This is a genomic window from Bacillus sp. FSL R5-0422, from assembly GCF_038610765.1.
GTDB classification, from domain to species: Bacteria; Bacillota; Bacilli; order Bacillales; family Bacillaceae; genus Bacillus; species Bacillus pumilus_O.
The window spans coordinates 617,931-637,094 of record NZ_CP152014.1; the positions used below are offsets into that span (position 1 = coordinate 617,931).

19 protein-coding genes, 2 riboswitches and 1 other annotated feature are annotated in these 19,164 nt (G+C 39.9%); of the genes, 12 read left to right on the forward strand and 7 right to left on the reverse strand.

What is annotated here, in order from left to right; all coding sequences use genetic code 11:
• Nucleotides 1-252: 252 nt before the first annotated feature.
• The 4 genes from MKX52_RS03050 to MKX52_RS03065 all read right to left on the reverse strand — a co-directional run bounded on the left by MKX52_RS03050 (nt 253) and on the right by MKX52_RS03065 (nt 4,949).
• A complete protein-coding gene (locus MKX52_RS03050) occupies nt 253-738 on the reverse strand; it encodes a YbaK/EbsC family protein (protein WP_342491452.1) in 486 nt (161 codons plus the stop codon).
• Between the two features lie 18 nt (nt 739-756).
• Nucleotides 757-1,836, reverse strand: a complete 1,080-nt coding sequence (locus MKX52_RS03055; RefSeq protein ID WP_342491453.1) for an AraC family transcriptional regulator — start codon at nt 1,834-1,836, stop codon at nt 757-759.
• Nucleotides 1,837-3,498: a 2-isopropylmalate synthase gene (locus tag MKX52_RS03060; RefSeq protein ID WP_342491454.1), complete on the reverse strand. Its 1,662-nt coding sequence runs from the start codon at nt 3,496-3,498 to the stop codon at nt 1,837-1,839. It lies immediately after the preceding gene.
• 56 nt (nt 3,499-3,554) lie between these two features.
• Nucleotides 3,555-3,819: a binding site (T-box leader), on the reverse strand.
• Between the two features lie 242 nt (nt 3,820-4,061).
• Nucleotides 4,062-4,949 (reverse strand): AraC family transcriptional regulator, encoded by an 888-nt coding sequence (locus tag MKX52_RS03065; protein WP_342491455.1) that lies wholly within the window; start codon nt 4,947-4,949, stop codon nt 4,062-4,064.
• A gap of 209 nt (nt 4,950-5,158) precedes the next feature.
• Between MKX52_RS03065 and MKX52_RS03070 the strand changes: the two genes are divergently transcribed.
• Together MKX52_RS03070 and MKX52_RS03075 are read left to right on the forward strand one after the other, a co-directional pair.
• Complete coding sequence (locus MKX52_RS03070; RefSeq protein WP_012009127.1) at nt 5,159-6,031, forward strand: AraC family transcriptional regulator; 873 nt, start codon at nt 5,159-5,161, stop codon at nt 6,029-6,031.
• A 13-nt stretch (nt 6,032-6,044) separates the two neighbouring features.
• Nucleotides 6,045-6,620 carry a GNAT family protein gene (locus MKX52_RS03075; protein WP_012009128.1) on the forward strand — a complete coding sequence of 192 codons (576 nt, stop codon included), beginning with the start codon at nt 6,045-6,047 and terminating at the stop codon, nt 6,618-6,620.
• A gap of 138 nt (nt 6,621-6,758) precedes the next feature.
• Here MKX52_RS03075 and MKX52_RS03080 read toward each other — a convergent pair whose 3' ends face one another.
• Together MKX52_RS03080 and MKX52_RS03085 are read right to left on the reverse strand one after the other, a co-directional pair.
• Nucleotides 6,759-7,325, reverse strand: a complete 567-nt coding sequence (locus MKX52_RS03080) for a GNAT family N-acetyltransferase (RefSeq protein ID WP_342491456.1) — start codon at nt 7,323-7,325, stop codon at nt 6,759-6,761.
• A 4-nt stretch (nt 7,326-7,329) separates the two neighbouring features.
• Nucleotides 7,330-7,515: a Fe3+ hydroxamate ABC transporter substrate-binding protein gene (locus MKX52_RS03085; protein ID WP_119124499.1), complete on the reverse strand. Its 186-nt coding sequence runs from the start codon at nt 7,513-7,515 to the stop codon at nt 7,330-7,332.
• A gap of 179 nt (nt 7,516-7,694) precedes the next feature.
• Here MKX52_RS03085 and MKX52_RS03090 point away from each other — a divergent pair, with 179 nt between their 5' ends.
• On the forward strand, nt 7,695-8,240 hold the full coding sequence (locus MKX52_RS03090; RefSeq protein ID WP_144504521.1) for a sigma-70 family RNA polymerase sigma factor: 546 nt from the start codon (nt 7,695-7,697) through the stop codon (nt 8,238-8,240).
• Entirely contained in the window at nt 8,209-9,657 is a 1,449-nt protein-coding gene (locus MKX52_RS03095) for a DUF4179 domain-containing protein (RefSeq protein ID WP_342491457.1), read from the forward strand. Before MKX52_RS03090 ends, MKX52_RS03095 begins: the two co-directional genes overlap by 32 nt.
• A 221-nt stretch (nt 9,658-9,878) precedes the next feature.
• On the opposite strand, the gene MKX52_RS03100 is transcribed toward MKX52_RS03095, so the two are convergent.
• Nucleotides 9,879-11,066, reverse strand: a complete 1,188-nt coding sequence (locus tag MKX52_RS03100; RefSeq protein WP_342491458.1) for an MFS transporter — start codon at nt 11,064-11,066, stop codon at nt 9,879-9,881.
• Nucleotides 11,067-11,167: 101 nt separating this feature from the next.
• Here MKX52_RS03100 and MKX52_RS03105 point away from each other — a divergent pair, with 101 nt between their 5' ends.
• From MKX52_RS03105 to purB, 8 genes are all read left to right on the forward strand, one after another.
• Nucleotides 11,168-12,064, forward strand: a complete 897-nt coding sequence (locus tag MKX52_RS03105; RefSeq protein ID WP_342491459.1) for a LysR family transcriptional regulator — start codon at nt 11,168-11,170, stop codon at nt 12,062-12,064.
• 115 nt (nt 12,065-12,179) lie between these two features.
• Nucleotides 12,180-12,281: riboswitch (purine riboswitch) on the forward strand.
• 144 nt (nt 12,282-12,425) lie between these two features.
• Nucleotides 12,426-13,751 carry an NCS2 family permease gene (locus MKX52_RS03110; protein ID WP_003214014.1) on the forward strand — a complete coding sequence of 442 codons (1,326 nt, stop codon included), beginning with the start codon at nt 12,426-12,428 and terminating at the stop codon, nt 13,749-13,751.
• 381 nt (nt 13,752-14,132) lie between these two features.
• On the forward strand, nt 14,133-14,933 hold the full coding sequence (locus tag MKX52_RS03115; protein WP_342491460.1) for a hypothetical protein: 801 nt from the start codon (nt 14,133-14,135) through the stop codon (nt 14,931-14,933).
• A gap of 206 nt (nt 14,934-15,139) precedes the next feature.
• Nucleotides 15,140-15,694: a DUF2179 domain-containing protein gene (locus tag MKX52_RS03120; protein ID WP_024424505.1), complete on the forward strand. Its 555-nt coding sequence runs from the start codon at nt 15,140-15,142 to the stop codon at nt 15,692-15,694.
• Nucleotides 15,691-15,891, forward strand: a complete 201-nt coding sequence (locus MKX52_RS03125) for an NETI motif-containing protein (protein WP_012009137.1) — start codon at nt 15,691-15,693, stop codon at nt 15,889-15,891. The genes MKX52_RS03120 and MKX52_RS03125 overlap by 4 nt, the downstream gene beginning before the upstream one ends.
• Nucleotides 15,892-15,970: 79 nt before the next feature.
• A riboswitch (purine riboswitch) is annotated at nt 15,971-16,072 on the forward strand.
• 169 nt (nt 16,073-16,241) lie between these two features.
• Nucleotides 16,242-16,730: a 5-(carboxyamino)imidazole ribonucleotide mutase gene (gene purE / locus MKX52_RS03130; protein WP_050945777.1), complete on the forward strand. Its 489-nt coding sequence runs from the start codon at nt 16,242-16,244 to the stop codon at nt 16,728-16,730.
• On the forward strand, nt 16,723-17,865 hold the full coding sequence (gene purK, locus MKX52_RS03135; protein ID WP_342491461.1) for a 5-(carboxyamino)imidazole ribonucleotide synthase: 1,143 nt from the start codon (nt 16,723-16,725) through the stop codon (nt 17,863-17,865). The genes purE and purK overlap by 8 nt, the downstream gene beginning before the upstream one ends.
• Nucleotides 17,862-19,157, forward strand: coding sequence for an adenylosuccinate lyase (gene purB / locus MKX52_RS03140; protein ID WP_012009140.1), 1,296 nt, complete (start codon nt 17,862-17,864; stop codon nt 19,155-19,157). The genes purK and purB overlap by 4 nt, the downstream gene beginning before the upstream one ends.
• The last annotated feature ends 7 nt before the right edge of the window (nt 19,158-19,164 follow it).

Here is a 19,164-nt window from a genome sequence, read left to right on the forward strand (position 1 = left end):
AATCGATGGCAGGCATTATCACAATTGAAACTGCAACGAGTAAGCAATATTTGCCGGTAATCAAGAGGTGAAACAATTGTCGCCAAAATCGTCTCCAAAGTAATTGGGACACCTTAGAAATGTGATAACAACAGGCTTTATTAGCTCTATCCTCTCCATCGAGTGGGAATAATTATAATAGAGCTAGAAACCTTTGTGTATCAAGGGTTTCTAGCTCTTTTTTATTTTTAATTGCACTTTCTCCTTCCGTTTTTAATGTGTTAATGAATCATTCCATCCCTTACACACATCAATCCATTGTGAATAACCGGAGTAATTTTCTAATTGTTTGATTGTTAGTTCAATAGCACTGTTACTGCTCCCGCAAGCCGGATAGACTGTCTCAAAACGTTTGAGTGAATGATCTAAATAAACAGATACGCCATTCTTTATAGCAAAAGGACATACTCCACCAATTTCATGACCGATCAAGTCAACGACCTCATGAGGAGACAGCATTTTAGCTTTTGTTTTAAAATATTCTTTGAATTTTTTGTTATCAACTTTTGCATCGCCAGAGGTCACAACTAAAATAGCTTGTCCATTTACTAGAAAGGAGAGTGTTTTTGCGATTCTTTCAGGTTCGCAGCCCAATGCAGAAGCAGCCAAGTCTACAGTTGCACTAGATACTGAAAATTCTTGAATCCGATGATCCATATCATATTGTTTAAAATAATCTTTTACTTTCTCGATCGACATGATGATTTCTCCTTTTTATTAGTATTGATTTGAAGTTTGCTCGACTTTATTATTTAAACGATATTGATGTGGTGTTAGGTGATACTTTTTCTTAAATAAACGAATGAAATGCTCTACATTTTGATAACCAACGGTTGTCGCAATATCATTTATTTGTAAATTACTTCCAGTTATCATTTCGCAGGCTTTTTCCAATCTTATTTCTTGTCGAAGTTCACTAAATGATTTGCCAAGTTTACGAGCTATATATTTAGACAGATAAGATGGTGAAAGGTTAAATTCCTCTGCCATCTCCTGGATTGTTATATGCTCACAACATTGCTGAATATATTGGAGCATTTCAATCATACGTATATCACGATATTGTTTGACCTGATTTACGTTCATATGACTTGGTTTGAATCTTAATAAGAGACATAATAATATCTCAAACAAATTATTCATAATCAACTGGTAACCAGGAAACCGATTATAATTTTCTGTAAATAGTTGAAGAGAGCAGTCTACCAAATTTTTATCCAAGTGACTATGGAAAATAAGAATATGTTTATTTTCTTTTCTATACAATGCATTCAAAAAGAACTCTGAAATGACATGATTACCTTTTAACATTTTAAAAAACACTTTTTGAAAAGTACTTTTACGGATCATGATTTGGATTGCGATTGTATTCTCCATTACAATTGGCTTGTGTATGGTGTTAGGTGGAATAAAAGCAATATCTCCTTGTTTTAAAGCCATTTTTTTGCCTTCCACTTCTACATACATTTCATTTTCCAGAACATAGATCATCTCAAAGAAATCATGGATAGCCGACAATTGAGGCATAAAACGGCTATACTTTCTCACTTCGATATCTTTCTCCTGACCTAACCACATGGTATCCTCTTTTTCAAATTCATTCTGCCCTTTTAGCAAAAATTCTTCTATATATATTTGCTTATGCATGAAATTGTTTTGATCATAATCCTTCAAAAATAATTGCAATGATTGATTGTCATGCTTTTTCTGTTGGTATTGTTGATAAAAGATTTCTTGCTCGTTGTATTCTCTTAAATATTGCATCGTCTCATGTTTTTCAAGTTTATCTTTTTCCATCTACATCCAAACCTCTAGCCTATTTACTGCAACCACAAGGGCTTTCACGGTTGCTTCTATAATATCTTTATCAATCCCAGCACCCCAATGCATTTTTCCTTGATATGAAATTCCAATCTGTGCACAGGCTTTTGCTTGAGAATCTTTGCCCAAAGAATTCTGTTCATAGACTTCCAAATCATACTCGAGATGAAAATATGCTTTTAACGCATGACTGATCGCATCTAAACTTCCAGTCCCAGTTCCTTGTATTTCAATTTGTTGATGATCTCTCAGCAAAGTTAAGGTGACTTCCTGCTTTTCTCCTTTATGAAATTGATAATCAAGCAGCTGGAAATGAGGGTGAAAATCAACATACTGCTTTTCAAAAACATGATATATTTCTTCGACAGACAATTCTCTATTTGACTGATCAGATACTTTCTTCGCTTCATATCCCATGGCTTCATTCATTTGATAAGGAAGTTGAATGCCATAATTTGTTTCTAGTATATAGCCTATGCCACCTTTTCCAGACTGGCTATTGATTCGAATCACATCCGTTTGATAATTCCTTCCCAAGTCAACTGGATCTACTGGGATATACGGAACGTCCCATTTATCAACATGATGTTCCTTTCTATATTTCATACCTTTAGATATCGCATCTTGATGTGACCCAGAAAATGCGGTGAATACCATCTCGCCAGAATATGGCTGTCTCTCATGAACAGTAATGTTGGTTAGTTTTTCATATTGTTTACGAATCGCTTCTAGGTTATTGAAATTCAATTTTGGATCATAACCTTGTGAGTACATATTCATCGCCAAGGTGATCAAGTCTACGTTCCCTGTACGTTCACCGATACCGAATAATGTACCTTCGACTCTTTCTGCGCCAGCTAGCACGCCAAATTCTGCATCACTCACCCCAGACCCACGGTCATTATGAGGATGAACAGACAATGTCACACTGTCTCGGTAAGACAGATTTTTGTGTATATACTCAATCTGACTTGCAAAGATATGAGGCATTGAATATTCAACTGTTGTCGGAATATTGATGATTGCTTTATGATTTGGTGTCGGTTTCCAAATATCTAAAACACTGTTACAAATATCTAAAGCATAATCAACTTCTGTTCCTGGAAAGCTTTCAGGACTATATTGAAAATAAATATCGCTTTCTGTTTTTTCGGCAAGTTCCTTTACTAAAATAGCTCCATCCATTGCTATTTGTTTCACTTCATCTTTTGTTTTCTTAAATACTTGTCTGCGCTGCGCTTCTGAAGTCGAATTATATAAATGAACAATCGCTTTCGGTACCCCCTTAATGGCTTCGAAGGTTCGGCGGATAATATGCTCTCTCGCTTGCGTGATCACCATAATCGTGACATCGTCTGGAATCATATGATGATCAATCAGTGTCCGTAATAGCCTAAACTCCGTATCAGAAGCAGCTGGAAATGCGATTTCAATTTCTTTAAAACCGATCTCTACTAGTAACTGGAACATTTCCAATTTTTCTTCTAAGTTCATAGGAATAGGTAATGCTTGATTTCCATCCCGTAAGTCCACACTGCACCATATCGGAGCACGTTCTAATGTTTCGTTCTTCACCCAATCATAAGTAAGGTTCGGTGGCAAAAAGTATTTCTTTTCGTATTTTTTGTGGTTAAACATCATCGATTCCTCCTGTAATTGGAATATAAAAAAAGCCTATCATCTCCAAGATTGAACTTGGAGACGAAAGACTTCTTCTTACGCGGTACCACCCCTGTTTCATGATAACTTTACATTATCATGCCCTTATTCGGATACAGATTGTTATATCTTATATCCTTCCCATATAACGGTGGGGTGCCGACCTTAACTACATCAATCCTTTTCACTTCACTAAGGCTACTCTAAGGTGAGTTCCCTGCCTTTTTGTTATTGCTTCTCATCAACCAGCAACTTTCTGAAAACATTTCGGCAAGTACTATTCCTTATCATCGCATTCTCATTTTTCTGATTTTTTCTATTATACCAAGATGACAAAAAAGAGATAGTGGTAGGGATGTCTTTTTCAATTGATTTTTTTTGTTCTATAGGTGCTTATCTTCATTTTACTTCTGTTTTAATGTGGTATCCTCCTCACCAAATAAAAATCCAAGGCCACAAATAAAGGTGAGTGAATTCAAAGCGAACAATAAAATTGCACCCATTTTTTTCATGACAATTAACCTCCTCTTAAATTCAGTCTGTTAGCCTTCAAAATTTAAATTCACTGGTTCATCCTCTAAATGATCCACAGTATTTTGTTCTGTCACTGGCACACTTTCATCTACAATTTTAAAACTAAGTTCGTCCATCCAAATGTGACCTGGACCTTGTAGTAATACGCCAAACGCAATGACTTCACTTTTTACTGGAACATCTAGTACGACACTAAAATGATTCCATCCATTTGTTCCTGTAATAGGACGGTTCATCATGTTGTCAAACGCAAGAATTTCACCTGAAGAGTGGTCAATTCTCATCCATAAACCAGCTGAGCCTTTCACATCTTCGCTTTTAACAAAAGCAGAAAATTGAAGCCGTTCCCCTTTGTAACGCTCAGACTTAATTTGCTGCATCAATGTTGCGAAACCTCCAGCTTTTTTATCTTTTGACTTTAAATAAGCGGAGTTAGTCCCACTGTGTACAATTTTGTTATCCAAACCTGTTTCATAGTCAGATGGGGCATCCCCCGTCATAATCCATCCAGTAGGTGTGTTCTGATGATCAGCCATATTTGTTTCCTCCTCATTAATTACATTCCTTAATAATTTCCGATAACGTGCGGGTGACATGTCATATATCTTCTTAAAGGCTCTAGTAAAGGATTCCTGTGAACTAAATCGATACTGCAATGCGATGTCAATCGCCCGTTGGTCTGTATGAATTAAATCCTTCGCCGCTTGGGTCATCCGTCGTTCCCGTATATAATCAACCACTGACTTCTTAATCACTTTTTTGAACATACGGTGAAAGTGAAACCTAGAATAACCAGCGTGTTTCGCTAGAGTTTGAAGCGGTAAATCATCTTTCAGATGTTGTTCAATATAATTCAATGTTTCTTGAATCGTTTTCTCATGTTCTTGATAGGACAACCGAGCACCTCCTTGCCTTGTGAGTTTAGTATAGCGGAAATGCTCTTTAGGAAACTTGACTTTTTGTGCTATGTTGCAATATCAAAGAGTAGAGGAAAAGCATTTTAAAAATAAATAAGTGGAAGTCTATTAAAAATCAACAATTAGCACAAATGATCAAAAAAAAGAGGAGGGAAGTAATAAAATAAAAGGTAGAGGGGGGAGAAACAATGGATTACTATGAGAGAATACAGCATTCAATTGAGTTTATTGAGGAGAACCTCCAAAACAATATAAGTATAAAGGAGATTTCCTCGAAATCCTGCTTTTCAGCGTTTCATTTTCAGCGATTGTTTCAAGCCATTACAGGTTTTTCTGTGCAAGAGTATATTAGAAATAGAAGGCTCTCTGAGGCTGCTCGATTATTAAAAGAAACAAAGCAGAATGTCTTACACATAGCGATTGCTTTCCAGTATGGATCTCAAGAAGCGTTTACTCGTGCTTTTGTACAATTCTTTGGAGTGACACCAGGCAGGTTTCGAAAAGAGGGAGTGATGTTAAAGAAACAAAACAAAATGGATTTTTTAGCGTACCAATCTAAGCTAGACAGTGAACTCAATATGAATAAACCTGTTATCACTCAATTAGGCAATTTTTATATCATTGGTTACGAGTATCAAACTAATCTTCAAAATGAGGAATATTTCACTGACATTCCTTTGTTTTATATGGATTTTGGAAAAAAGGAGTATTATCAACAGATTCAAAAGAAAATAGCACCTCATATGGCTTATGGTATATCTACTTCTTTTCAAGATGATGGTCATTTTTCGTTTGTGGTAGGGGAAGAAGTGGAGGATTTCGATCTAGAATTAAATGAAGGGTTTGTAAAAATAGTGATTCCTGAGGGGAAATATGCAGAATTTAAAGTGAGTGGATCTCATGAAATGGTGCAAAACACTAGAAGATATATCTATGGTAGCTGGCTTCCAAATTCAAATTATGAAAGAACAAGTGGACCAGATTTTGAAATAACAGATGTCTTACATTCGAATGGCCCGAACGATATCAAAATGAAAATCTATATTCCTATCAAGGAATAAGGGGGATTAAGAGATGCAAATAGAAAGTCTGTTTGGAACTTTTCCTGTAGTTGCGTCAAAGAATATATTGTTAAAAAAGGTGGAAGAGCATCATTTGCCAGAGTTATTTTCAATTTACGACAATGACGCAGTCTTTCAGCATTGTGGAATCATTCCCAAACATAACCTCCAAACGGTAAAAAAGATGATTGGACATTTTGAACGAGATTATACGAAGAAAAGCAGAGTGAAATGGGGAATCTTTCAAAAGAACATGCCCCATACGCTAGTTGGCATCATTGAAATAATGGACCTCAATCAAAAAGTGAATGCGGTGACGATTGGCTATTTCTTGGCAGAGGAACATTGGGGCAAGGGCATCGCAACAGAAGCTGTCTCTACACTTGTGACATTTCTTTTTGAAGAGATTGATATCAATAGAATTCAAGCAGAGGTCATGCCAGCAAATGAAGTATCGAAAAAAGTCCTATTGAAAAATGGTTTTATCAAAGAAGGGCTCCTCAGACAAGCTGTTTTATGGTCTGGCAAAGGAGTTGTTGATTTAGAAATATACAGCATGTTGAAGGCGGATTACATACATGGTGAATAAGCTTGATCACGTGATGATGAGGCGTTTAAAATATCAGCTTTTGTTTTGCCATCAATACAAACTTAAAGTTGATCTATTCTGGTTATAAAAGTACAAACAAAAAAGCGAGTGAGCATCTCGCTTTTTTTGTTTTCCAACCTATTGTGTATTGTAATCCCGCTTCAAAATAGAATACATAAACACATCATCAAACCCATGTTGACCAAGATCATACTCCCTCAATAAACCCTCTCGAACAAAATCAAAATTCTCCAATAATTGAACAGAGGACGTATTAGCTGGATCAATAATGGCTTCAATCCGGTTCAGGTTCAATTCCTGAAATCCATATCGCAATACCGCAGCAATCGCCTCGCTCATAATGCCTTTTCTCCAATGATCGTGATGCAATTCATAGCCAATTTCCGTGCGACAGTGCTGTTTTTCCAAGTTAAGAAATCCACAGCTGCCGATGATCGCAGGATCATCTTTTAAAGAAATGCCCCAGCGGATGCCTGTTTGTTCTTTGAAGATGTTGTCATACCACTTGATTTCTCCTTTTGTGTCCTCGATGGATTCATGAGCATCAATGCCCATGTAGCGGCACACGGCTTCATTGGATAAATAGGTATGCATATCCTCAGCATCTTCGATCGTTGCTTGTTTTAAAATTAGTCTTTCGGTATGTATGGTTGGAAATGTTTGTGGAAAGTTGATTTTTTTCATTTGATTATCCTCCATGCGATGTCTTTTGTTCTGTACATGCCTGACAATAAAAAACCCCTTCATTCCTCAGCCAAGCCTTCACCTCTGTCATTCCTTTTCTCTTTGGATAGACCAACTTAACGTACACTTCTTCGTTTCCTTCTATTTTTTTCTGACAGCTAGCACACGTGGGTTCTTCGAATCGAAACAATCGACATACTCCTTTTTGAAGATATTTCTTCCATTATATCAAATATTCAACTTGTTCTTTCGACTCTATTCTTCACTTTCTCTATTTTTATCCGACATATGCTAAGTAAAAGAAATTTCCATTTGTTGAAACCGTTTGAAAGAAAGCTTGCTCTAACAGGTGTAGGAGGTGTGGATGAGATGAAACAAGTGCGTCTAATTAAAAAAGCACAAAAAGGGAATGTCCCAGCATTTGAGACATTAATGCTGATGTATCAGGAGCGTTTATATAAAACGGCTTTTCTCTATACAAGAAATAAAGAGGATTCGTTAGATGCTGTTCAGGAGACGGTCATTAAAGCATTTAAACATTTATCTGGATTAAAAGAACCGGCTTATTTTTCTACATGGCTGACTAGGATTTTGATTCATACGATTTTTGCGATGAAGAAAAAGCAGCAAGATGTTGTTCCGTTTGAACAGCAGCATGAGAGCGTTGAGCGGCATGATTTTTTGGAAGACAAGCTCGATTTAAAAAATGCACTTGATGTGTTAGATGAGCAATATCAGCTCGTGATTCAGCTATTTTATTTTCAAGATTATTCGATTTCAATGATTTCTGAACAGATGGGTGTGCCCGAAGGAACAGTCAAAACTCATTTGTATCGAGCAAGAAAGTTATTAAAGCAAACGTTGGAAGAGGAGGAGAGTGTCGATGGAACGAAAAGAAATGAAAGAGCTTTATGATGAGGTTGATGTACCAACGGTTGAAGTAACCTCTGCGATTCGCCAAGCAATAGGAGATGTAAAAGCGGAACAGAAAAGACACTGGTTCAAATGGAACTGGAGAACGCCAATATACTCTGTCCTCGTTCTCATCGTCCTTTACTTTTCATCAGGTTTCCTTTTTCCCTCTCTTAATACAGCAATGGCTCGTGTGCCGATTATTGGGCAGTTTTATATGATGTTTCACGATAAAGTAGGAATGTCTCTTTTTCAGAGTGAGTTGGTGAAGCATGTCAATGAGGGTGCTGAATCAAGAGGAATTACTGTGAAAGTAAACAGTGTATACTATGATGCAGGGCGGCTTGTTTATACGTTTACTGTGGAGAATTTGAATACAAAGGAAGATTCTGTACCATTCATAGTCAACAACTTCGATCATAAAAATGAAACTTTCCAACCGAGTTACGACAATCAGGGATTGAAAAAAATGAAAGATGGCCGCTATGTTGGGCAGACGGAAGTCTATACAAATGGACAAACGATCAAACAAGGTCAACAAGTCCCGCTTGTTATTTCGAAGATTGGGGATATTGTAGGGAATTGGCGCTTCAAGTTACCTGTGGTCAAGCAAAAAACCACCTTACTAGCGGGACAAAAAGACGTGTCTATTTTAAATGGACGTTATCAAATAAGAAATGTAAAGGTAGAAAATGGAGTGAATGGCTCTGCGATTCAATATGCCATTGATTACAATGGTTTTGCCAAAGATGATAAAGTTAGTATACATGGGATGAAAGATAATTTAGGAAATGAGTATGAGCTTGAGATTGGAACTGTTTTAAGGAAAAAACAACTGACTTCTGATAAAAATAGAAAAGAACATTTGACGATTTTGAATCAGCCGATCAATCCAAAGGCGACCGAATTGACATTTGACACATCTGTGGATATCGAACGAGAATACAGCCACATCATTCCTCTCAAGACAAAGCTGCCTGTTCAGTTCAAAACAAAACACCATGGCATCGGAATCAAAATCAATAAGATAGAGCAAAAAGACCGTTCTGTGATTGTTGATTATCAATTTACTGGAGTAGATCAAAAAGAATTAGATCAGGATGTGATGGAGAATATAGGTGAATTCATTGGATTAGGCGATGTTGAAAAGATGAAATTATGGCCCGATCCACAAGCAGACTATGAAAGCGGATATTACTTGAAGGGGAACCATGCGAAGGTGACGAATGTAAAGACAGCTTCTATGCAATCCATCTTTGAATTTGATGATAAGAATCTGGAGACTTTATCATTAAACCATTTTTCTTTTAAAGATTATGGGCTTTATCTTGATTTGTCAGAACTAAATATGTTGGCGCCACACAAAGAAATAAAGGTCACTATTCCAGTCAAAAAAGAAACGTCAAAAGCTAGTCAATAAATAAGAGAGCGAACATGATTATACATGTTCGCTTCAGCGTGTAGACAAACCCTCGCATTCGTTGTCAGTCCTGCGTGCTGGTGCTCACGAATGTCAAATTCGCTCCGCGCCAGTACTCGTCCTTCCTAGACTTCAAAGGTTTTCTATCACGCTGAAAAGAAGACAAAGTGCTAAAATCAAGATCATTTTAGCACTTTGTCAACAATCTGGAGCGAACATGATTATACATGTTCGCTTTTTGTCTGTTGTTCCACCAGTCGATGACGATTGAACGAATACCGAATCAACATGAATGCCACAAAACTAGCTAAACCGCCAATCCAGCTTAAGTTCGTGACATTTGTATACTGAATAATCACGCCGCCCATTGATGATCCGAGCATCATGCCGATATTCATAATCGCTGTATTAAAACTCAGCACGGTTTCTGATGCTTGAGGTTTTAGAGAAATGAGATAAAACTGCTTCGCTGGCGTTGTCGTCCATGTTGCGATGCCCCATATGGCTAGTGTGATCAAGACGCTAATTGTAGAAAATTGTGTGAAAAATAGGGTGAATAGAGTGAGCATCTGGATCATGATGCTGGTCGAGATGGTTCGGTTTGGTCCCCATTGATCAACGGCGAAGCCGCCAAATCGTGAACCTATAAAAGCAGCGATTCCTAAAATGAGTAAGGCGATACTTGTCATTTCAAGAGAGAAGCCAGCGGTCTGTCGTAATAAAGGCGAGATATAGGCGAATACCATTGTGTAGCCTAAGATCCAAAAGACGGTTGTGGCTAATCCGCTGATCACTCTGCTATCTTGAAGGAGATGTAATTGCTGCTTCAATGGCAGATGTGAATGTCCCTCCATGCGTGGCAGTAATTGATAAAGCAGGAATAAAAGACAAGCAGTACCTAGTGCAATGATGAGAAAAATATAGTGCCAATCCACATGACCTGATAAAAATGTGCCAATCGGGACACCAAGTACGAGTGAAACGGTAAATCCAGTAATGACCGTTGCCATTGCGCTTCCCTTTTTTTCTGGCGGGGCGATCTGCGCTGCATAATTCGTGGCGACGACAATATATAAGCCTCCGCTCATTGCCATGATGACTCGGGATAGCAGGAGAAGCACAAAGTGATGGCTAAAAAAGGCGACCACATTGCCTAAAATAAACATAAAAATCGCCGATAACAGGACCTTTTTTCGGTTCAATTTCGATGTTGCCATCACTAAAAAGAGAGCACCTACTGCATAAAAGAGAGAGTAAACGGTAATAAGCTGCCCGGCAGCAGGAATGGAGATGTTTAAATCAACGGAAATCATATCTAGAATGCCTGACACGACGAATTCTGACGTGCCTGTGACGAATGAACCGACAGCTAAAAGAATAATCAATAGCTGATGTGATGTGTTTTTCATTTTTGAACCCTTCCTTCAATTTGATACGTTGTATTTAGTTTAAATTCCGTGCTAACATAAGTAAAATTGATGTTTTTCATGAAGGAGATGAGTAAACACTCATGAGCTTTGTTCGCTTTGATATTGTTGCAAAAGTGGTCGAGCTTGGCAGTTTTACCGCAGCAGCTGAAGCATTAAATATGACGCAGTCCGCGGTCAGTCATGCGGTGGCGAGTTTAGAAACGGAGTGGGGTGTATCTTTATTCATTCGTGACCGAAAAAAGGGCATTATGCTGACAGATATCGGTCAAACGCTTCTTCCGCATATTAGAGAAGTGTTAAATAGGGTGGAGAAGATCCAGCAAGAAATTGCGTTAACAAAAAATATCGAAACGGGCTTGATTCGAATCGGAACTTTTGCCAGTGCATCAGCTTGTTTATTGCCTAAGCTGCTTGTGAGCTATCAGAAAAAGCATCCGAAAATCGAATTTAAATTTTATGAGGGAACGTATGAAGAAATATTGGAGTGGCTGGACTCTGGCATCATTGATGTTGGTTTTGTTGTGAAAGGCCATGCAGATGAAGCTTTTGACTTGCTGCCGCTGATCAAAGATGAGATGGTGGTCGCCTATCATCCAAATCATCGCTTTCACCAGCAGTCCATTGTAGATATCACAGATTTGGCGGATGAACCATTTATTATGCCGACTGGCATGTATCAATCACATGTAGAGGATATTTTTGCTGAGGCTCAATTGAAGCCAGCTACTTTATTTGAAGTACACGATTGTACGACTATTGCCCGTATGGTCGGGGAAGGACTTGGCGTCACAATAGGCCCGGAGTTATTTTTAAAAACGCAGCAGCTTGTGCATATTCGCCAGCTGAATGTCTCTCATCATCGTGAGGTTGCGCTCGCCTGTCCGTCTCTCTCCCAAGCTTCTCCAGCAGTGAAAGAGTTTTTCCATGTAGCCGAAGCGGTTTTTGCAAAAGAGAAGGATTTGGGGAAGGGTGTATAAAGAACTAGATGTGAATTTCCAAATTCGTGTAATAAGACGAATGAAGCGGACATTTTTTTGAAAAACGTTCGCTTTTCGTATTGTGTTTTAAAAATGAAGTTGGTACAATAGACACAGAAATCAAATAGATAGAAGTCGTATAATAGCGGGGATATGGCCCGCAAGTTTCTACCAAGCTACCGTAAATAGCTTGACTACGTCAATTCACACTCGTTTGATATAAATCATGCATTGTTCTTGTTTTATGTCACCGTCTGAATTCACATATGTAGTCAAGCGTCCCAAAAGTGTTGGGGCGTTTTTTATTTGACTTGTGAATGGGGCAGACTAAAGCAAAAGGACATGAAGGGAGTCAGTTGGCTTGAAACAGTTTTTTCAGTTTGATGAATTAGGAACGAATTACCGCAGAGAAATCATCGGTGGTTTAACCACATTTTTGGCGATGGCTTACATTTTGTTTGTCAATCCGATCACACTTGCTTTAGTGTCGGTACCGGATTTTCCAGATAAATTACGAATTGATCAAGGCGCTGTCTTTACAGCGACGGCGCTAGCCTCTGCCGCAGGGTGTATTCTGATGGGGCTAATTGCTAGGTATCCGATTGCGATTGCTCCAGGTATGGGCTTAAATGCCTTTTTCGCCTTCTCGGTTGTTCTTGGCATGGGCATTACATGGGAAGCAGCACTTTCTGGTGTGTTTGTATCAGGATTGATTTTCGTTGCCCTTTCTTTAACAGGTTTCCGTGAAAAAATCATCAATGCCATTCCGGCTGAGCTAAAGCTAGCGGTTGGTGCGGGTATTGGTCTATTCATTACATTTGTCGGTCTGCAAGGATCTGGTATTATTGCTAATAATGATAATACGCTCGTTTCGATTGGAAACATTCATAGTGGTCCTGTCTTATTAACGGTGTTTGGTATCGTGGTGACTGTTATTTTAATGGTTCTGCGAGTGAATGCAGGTGTCTTCATTGGGATGCTTGTGACAGCTATTGCAGGAATGATTGTTGGTCTTGTCCCAGTACCGACGCAAATTGTGGGAAGTATTCCAAGCTTGTCTCCAACCTTCGGTCAAGCCTTGATTCATTTGCCAGACATTTTCTCAATCCAAATGCTTGTCGTGATTTTGACGTTCTTATTCGTTGGGTTCTTTGATACAGCAGGAACGCTTGTGGCTGTTGCAACCCAAGCTGGTTTAATGAAAAATAATGAGCTGCCGCGTGCAGGAAGAGCACTTCTAGCGGATTCATCTTCAATTGTTGTAGGTTCTATTCTTGGAACATCGACGACAACATCTTATGTTGAATCTAGCTCAGGTGTTGCAGCAGGTGCACGTTCTGGATTTGCATCTGTCGTGACAGGTATTTTCTTCTTGCTTGCGATGTTCTTCTCGCCGCTTTTATCCATCGTTACAAAGAATGTGACAGCACCTGCTTTAATCATTGTGGGGGCACTGATGGTCGCTCCGCTTGCGAAGATAGCATGGGATCGTTTTGAAATTGCCGTACCAGCGTTCTTAACGATGATTATGATGCCACTCACATACAGTATTGCAACAGGGATTGCGGTTGGCTTTATTTTCTACCCGATTACGATGATCTTTAAAGGGAAAGCCAAAGAAATACATCCGATTATGTATGGATTGTTTGTGATCTTTATTCTCTACTTTGCTTTCTTAAATCATTAATTGTTGACAAAGGGTTAAAACGATCTTTATTTTAACCCTTTGTCTTCTTTTTTTCAGCGTGATAGAAAACCTTTGCAGTCTAGGAAGGACGAGCACTGACGCGGAGCGAATTTGACATTCGTGAGCACCAGCGCGCAGGACTGACAAAGAATGCGAGGGCTTGTCTACACGCTGAAACAGCAGCTCATTGAAGCTGCTGTTTTTTTGTTTTGCCTTATTTTCTTGCCAATTTAAAACCTCTGCTACCCTTTATCCGTCTATTCGTATGAACGTCAAGGAATCTTGACGGAACAGAGAGACTCCGCTACTTTAAGAGGAGTCATCCGGATAGGTCATTCGTATGAACCTGTCAGGATTGTGCTGGATAGGAGTTGATATGAGATGTTAGAAAAAGATGAAGAGCAAAGTACATCAGACTTAAAAAATGAAGAGCCATCAATAGATCAAGAAACGAGGCAATCCCGCCTTAGCAGAAGCGCCGCAAAACGTGGAAGAACGTCGAAAGCAAAAGCGGCATCGGATGATGAGCGTTCTACCATTCAACGTATGCTGCAAGGTGTAGGAGGCGCGTTTAATCGCTATAGCTCATATGGACTTGCGATGTTAAAATCACCGAGCCAGGCCATCAATCAAGCGGAAACATTACGGATGAAGTATGCTTGGATCTCGATTGTGTTATTCAGCGTGTTTTTTGCTTTAGGCAACTATGTTCAATTAAAGGCGTCAAAGACTCGTTTATTAGGCTTTGGCATTCATTACTCTTTTGGTGACGCCTTTTTGAGGGTAGCGATCTTTACGCTCATTCTGCTCACACTGATGATGCTCACCGTCTGGTTACTCGGAAAGTACATGCTAAAAGGAAACATATCACTGAAAGAAGTGATCATGAAGTTTGGTGCCGCACTTGTACCGGTTTTGGTTTTATCGATCCTTTGGCTTGTATTCGCCATGCTGAATATTCCATATGTGACGGTCATTTTATCTGTGATGATGTTCTTTGGTCTCCAGTTGATTGCGGTCGTATTGTTTCGCTCGATTCAATCGGATCATGAAGCGGCGTGCGGTGATTTAATGTATACCGGCTGGGTCTTTTTATTGGTGGAGCTTGTCATCATTGCACTGCTCTGGGGCATTGTCGGAGAGTATTTGATTCCTTCACTTGTGCCTGTTCGATTTGGATGATACACACACTGAAAACCTCCTTTTTTGAAAAAGGAGGTTTTCATGTTGAGAAGAGGAAAAAACGGGTAAACTCTTGGTAATAAAGACCACCGTTCTTGTCGAAAGATATATGTGTTTTTCTCGCGCAAATTTGATTGTATCAAGGTATGTTCTCTAGTAGAATATGGGGTGCTTTATTTGATTTTTTAGTGTAGGGGGTTCGAATCGTGCTTCAACAACTTTTATCCAATGCGTTCACCATGGTTTTGATCATTTTAGTGATTAATATTGTCTATGTCTCTTTTTCCACCATGCGTTTGATTTTAACAATGAAAGGCAGACGGTACGCAGCAGCTTTTGCTGGTACGATTGAGATGCTGATTTATGTGATTGGATTAAGTATCGTACTTGATAACTTAGATCAAATCCAAAATGTTATTGCGTATGCGCTAGGTTATGGGATGGGGATCATTGTCGGGATGAAAATTGAAGAGAAGCTGGCACTTGGCTACACAACTGTTAACGTGATCACAAAAGAATTAGATGTCGATCTCCCAAGACAATTGAGAGAAAAAGGATATGGTGTCACCAGCTGGGTAGCAGGCGGTCTTGAAGGAGACCGGACAGCATTGCAAATTTTAACACCGAGAAAATATGAACTGCAATTATATGAAACGATTAAAACGCTGGATTCAAAGGCATTTATCATTTCATATGAGCCCAAATCGATTCACGGCGGCTTCTGGGTGAAGGCTGTGAAGAAAAGGAGAATTAAAGAATGACCGCAAAACCAAAGAAGAAGAAATTCTATGTGGAAGACAACATGACGATCGATCAAGTGTTGTCCCAGATGGCAGCGGAAGGCTACTCGCCTGTCCGACGAATGGAGGAGCCCATTTTTCAGGAAAAGAAGGAAAATGGGTCGATTCAGATCATTCCGATTGGGAAAAAAATCGTATTTGAAGGAAAAATAGTCTAAATCCGAACATTAAAACGACGACTTCATAGATTGTTCGATAAATCCGTTGACATCATGAACATCCGTTGTTAAGATAAACATGAAATCAAAACACGAACCTCATATAATCTTGGGAATATGGCCCATAAGTTTCTACCCAGTTACCGTAAATGACTGGACTATGCAGGATAGTGAACAAAACTGACATGGCAATTCAAAAGCGAACAGCGCTTACCATGGCCCGGTTTGTGTTGCTTCCTAACAATGCAATGCAAACCGGGCCTTTTTGTTCGGCGTTTGACAAGCTACTTAGGTTTGGGAAGCGTGTCAAACGATACAAAATCGAATATCAGCTTAAAGGTGGGGACAAAATGAAGCCGCTTGTAGGTGTCATCATGGGAAGTACATCTGATTGGGAAACAATGAAAAATGCGTGCGATATCTTAGAGGAATTAGACATTCCGTATGAAAAACAGGTCGTATCCGCACACCGGACACCTGACTTGATGTTTGAATATGCGACAGAAGCAAGAGGTAAAGGACTAAAAGTCATCATTGCCGGTGCTGGAGGCGCAGCACATTTACCGGGGATGGTCGCAGCAAAAACGACACTGCCGGTCATTGGTGTGCCCGTACAATCAAAAGCACTAAATGGACTTGATTCCTTATTATCCATCGTTCAAATGCCAGGCGGTGTACCCGTTGCGACAGTAGCGATTGGTAAAGCCGGTGCAACAAATGCAGGTCTTCTAGCCGCACAAATGATTTCAGCATTTGATGAAACAATCGCTGCTCGTCTTGAGGAAAGAAGAGAGCAAACAAAACAGACTGTACTAGAAAGCAGTGATCAGCTTGGCTAAGCAGACCATTTTTCCAAACGCAACCATCGGTATTATCGGCGGAGGCCAGCTTGGTAGATACATGGCCGTCAGCGCAAAGCAAATGGGGTACCGGGCAGCTGTCTTAGACCCGGTCACACAATCTCCTTGTGGACAGGTTGCTGATACAGAAATCACAGCGGCATATAGTGATCTGGATGGAATCAGACAGCTCGCAGAAATCAGCGATGTCGTGACCTATGAATTTGAAAATATTGATTACGATGCACTTAATCAATTGAAGGAAGAAGCCAATTTACCACAAGGAAGCGACCTCCTTCTTCTAACTCAAAATCGTGAGACCGAGAAAAAAGGGATTGTAGACGCAGGCTGTGAAGTAGCGCCTTACCGCATCATTCATGATGAAAAAGAGCTGGAAGATGCAGTGGACGTACTCGGTTTGCCAGCCGTGCTGAAAACTTGCAGAGGCGGCTACGACGGAAAAGGACAGTACGTCATCAAAGAAAAAGGACAGCTTCAGGAAGCAGCTGCACTGCTTACACATGGAACTTGTATTTTAGAAAGCTGGGTCCCATTTCAAATGGAGCTTTCGGTGATCGTCACTCGTTCTATTCATGGGGAGATCGCGGTATTCCCAGTCGCTGAGAACATTCATAAGCACAACATTTTGTTCCAGAGCATTGTGCCTGCAAGAGTAGATGAAAGCATTCAGGAGAAGGCAAAAGTGCTGGCAACGACACTGGCTGAAAAGCTGGAGCTAGTGGGCACACTTGCTGTAGAACTATTCCTGACAAACGATGGAGAACTGCTCGTCAATGAACTGGCGCCTCGCCCGCATAATTCTGGTCATTATACGCTCGATTTATGTGAGACGAGTCAGTTTGAACAGCACGTTCGCGCAATATGCGGTTTACCGCTTGGCGGCACAGCCCTTTTATCAGAGGGCATGATGGTGAACTTATTAGGCGATGAAATAGACATCCCAATAGAGCATCCCGAGCTTCTCAAAGAAGCGAAGCTTTATCTATATGGAAAGCATGAAGTAAAAGAAGGCCGCAAAATGGGGCATATGACCTTTATGAAACAGCTCGATGATGAATGGATGGCAAACATCACAAAGATATGGACTGAAAGAGATGGAGGAAACGGGAAATGATCGAACGTTACGCACGACCAGAAATGTCAGCAATCTGGACAGAGGAAAACAAATTTAATGCATGGCTTGAAGTAGAAATTCTCGCTTGTGAAGCTTGGGCAGAGCTTGGTGTCATTCCGAAAGAAGACGTTGTGACTATGCGTAAGAATGCAAGCTTTGATATTGATCGTATTCTAGAGATTGAACAAGACACGCGCCATGACGTGGTTGCCTTTACGCGTGCTGTATCTGAATCTCTAGGAGAAGAAAGAAAGTGGGTTCATTACGGGTTAACCTCTACAGACGTGGTGGATACGGCGCTTTCATATCTATTAAAACAGGCGAACGATATCTTGCTCAAGGACATTGAGAGATTTGTTGACATCCTAAAAGAAAAAGCGAAAGAGCATAAATACACGGTCATGATGGGACGTACACATGGTGTACACGCTGAACCGACAACATTTGGTCTGAAGCTTGGTCTTTGGTACGAAGAAATGAAGCGTAACCTAGAACGTTTTAAACAAGCAAAAGCTGGCATCGAATTTGGCAAAATTTCTGGGGCTGTTGGCACATATGCGAACATCGACCCGTTTGTTGAGCAATATGTATGTGAGAAGCTTGGCATCAAAGCTGCACCAATCTCCACCCAAACCTTGCAGCGTGATCGTCATGCAGACTACATGGCAACTCTTGCACTCGTCGCAACAAGCATTGAGAAATTTGCTGTTGAAATTCGTGGTCTTCAAAAGAGTGAAACACGTGAAGTAGAAGAGTTCTTTGCAAAAGGACAAAAGGGATCATCAGCAATGCCGCATAAACGGAACCCAATCGGCTCTGAAAATATGACGGGAATTGCCCGTGTGATCCGTGGATATATGCTGACAGCTTATGAAAATGTACCACTTTGGCATGAGCGTGATATTTCTCATTCGTCTGCTGAACGCATCATTTTACCAGATGCAACGATTGCACTGAACTACATGCTAAACCGTTTCTCAAACATTGTGAAAAACTTGACGGTCTTCCCTGAGAACATGAAACGCAACATGGACCGCACACTTGGCTTGATTTACTCACAGCGTGTTCTTCTTGCATTAATCGATACTGGCATGGCACGTGAAGAGGCATATGATACGGTTCAGCCAAAAGCAATGGAAGCGTGGGAGAAGCAAGTGCCATTCCGTTCATTAGTAGAAGCGGAGGAAAAAATCACATCACGCTTAACACCTGAACAAATCGCTGACTGCTTCGATTACAATTATCACTTGAAAAATGTCGATATGATTTTCGAACGTCTAGGTCTTGCGTAAGAAAAGG

Coding starts and splice junctions, on each gene's coding strand:
- MKX52_RS03050 (WP_342491452.1), bottom strand. CDS start 738: ATGTCGATCGAGAAAGTAAAAGATTATTTTAAACAATATGATATGGAT.
- MKX52_RS03055 (WP_342491453.1), bottom strand. CDS start 1,836: ATGGAAAAAGATAAACTTGAAAAACATGAGACGATGCAATATTTAAGA.
- MKX52_RS03060 (WP_342491454.1), bottom strand. CDS start 3,498: ATGTTTAACCACAAAAAATACGAAAAGAAATACTTTTTGCCACCGAAC.
- MKX52_RS03070 (WP_012009127.1), top strand. CDS start 5,159: ATGGATTACTATGAGAGAATACAGCATTCAATTGAGTTTATTGAGGAG.
- MKX52_RS03075 (WP_012009128.1), top strand. CDS start 6,045: ATGCAAATAGAAAGTCTGTTTGGAACTTTTCCTGTAGTTGCGTCAAAG.
- MKX52_RS03080 (WP_342491456.1), bottom strand. CDS start 7,325: ATGAAAAAAATCAACTTTCCACAAACATTTCCAACCATACATACCGAA.
- MKX52_RS03090 (WP_144504521.1), top strand. CDS start 7,695: ATGAAACAAGTGCGTCTAATTAAAAAAGCACAAAAAGGGAATGTCCCA.
- MKX52_RS03095 (WP_342491457.1), top strand. CDS start 8,209: ATGGAACGAAAAGAAATGAAAGAGCTTTATGATGAGGTTGATGTACCA.
- MKX52_RS03100 (WP_342491458.1), bottom strand. CDS start 11,066: ATGAAAAACACATCACATCAGCTATTGATTATTCTTTTAGCTGTCGGT.
- MKX52_RS03105 (WP_342491459.1), top strand. CDS start 11,168: ATGAGCTTTGTTCGCTTTGATATTGTTGCAAAAGTGGTCGAGCTTGGC.
- MKX52_RS03115 (WP_342491460.1), top strand. CDS start 14,133: ATGTTAGAAAAAGATGAAGAGCAAAGTACATCAGACTTAAAAAATGAA.
- MKX52_RS03125 (WP_012009137.1), top strand. CDS start 15,691: ATGACCGCAAAACCAAAGAAGAAGAAATTCTATGTGGAAGACAACATG.
- purE (WP_050945777.1), top strand. CDS start 16,242: ATGAAGCCGCTTGTAGGTGTCATCATGGGAAGTACATCTGATTGGGAA.
- purB (WP_012009140.1), top strand. CDS start 17,862: ATGATCGAACGTTACGCACGACCAGAAATGTCAGCAATCTGGACAGAG.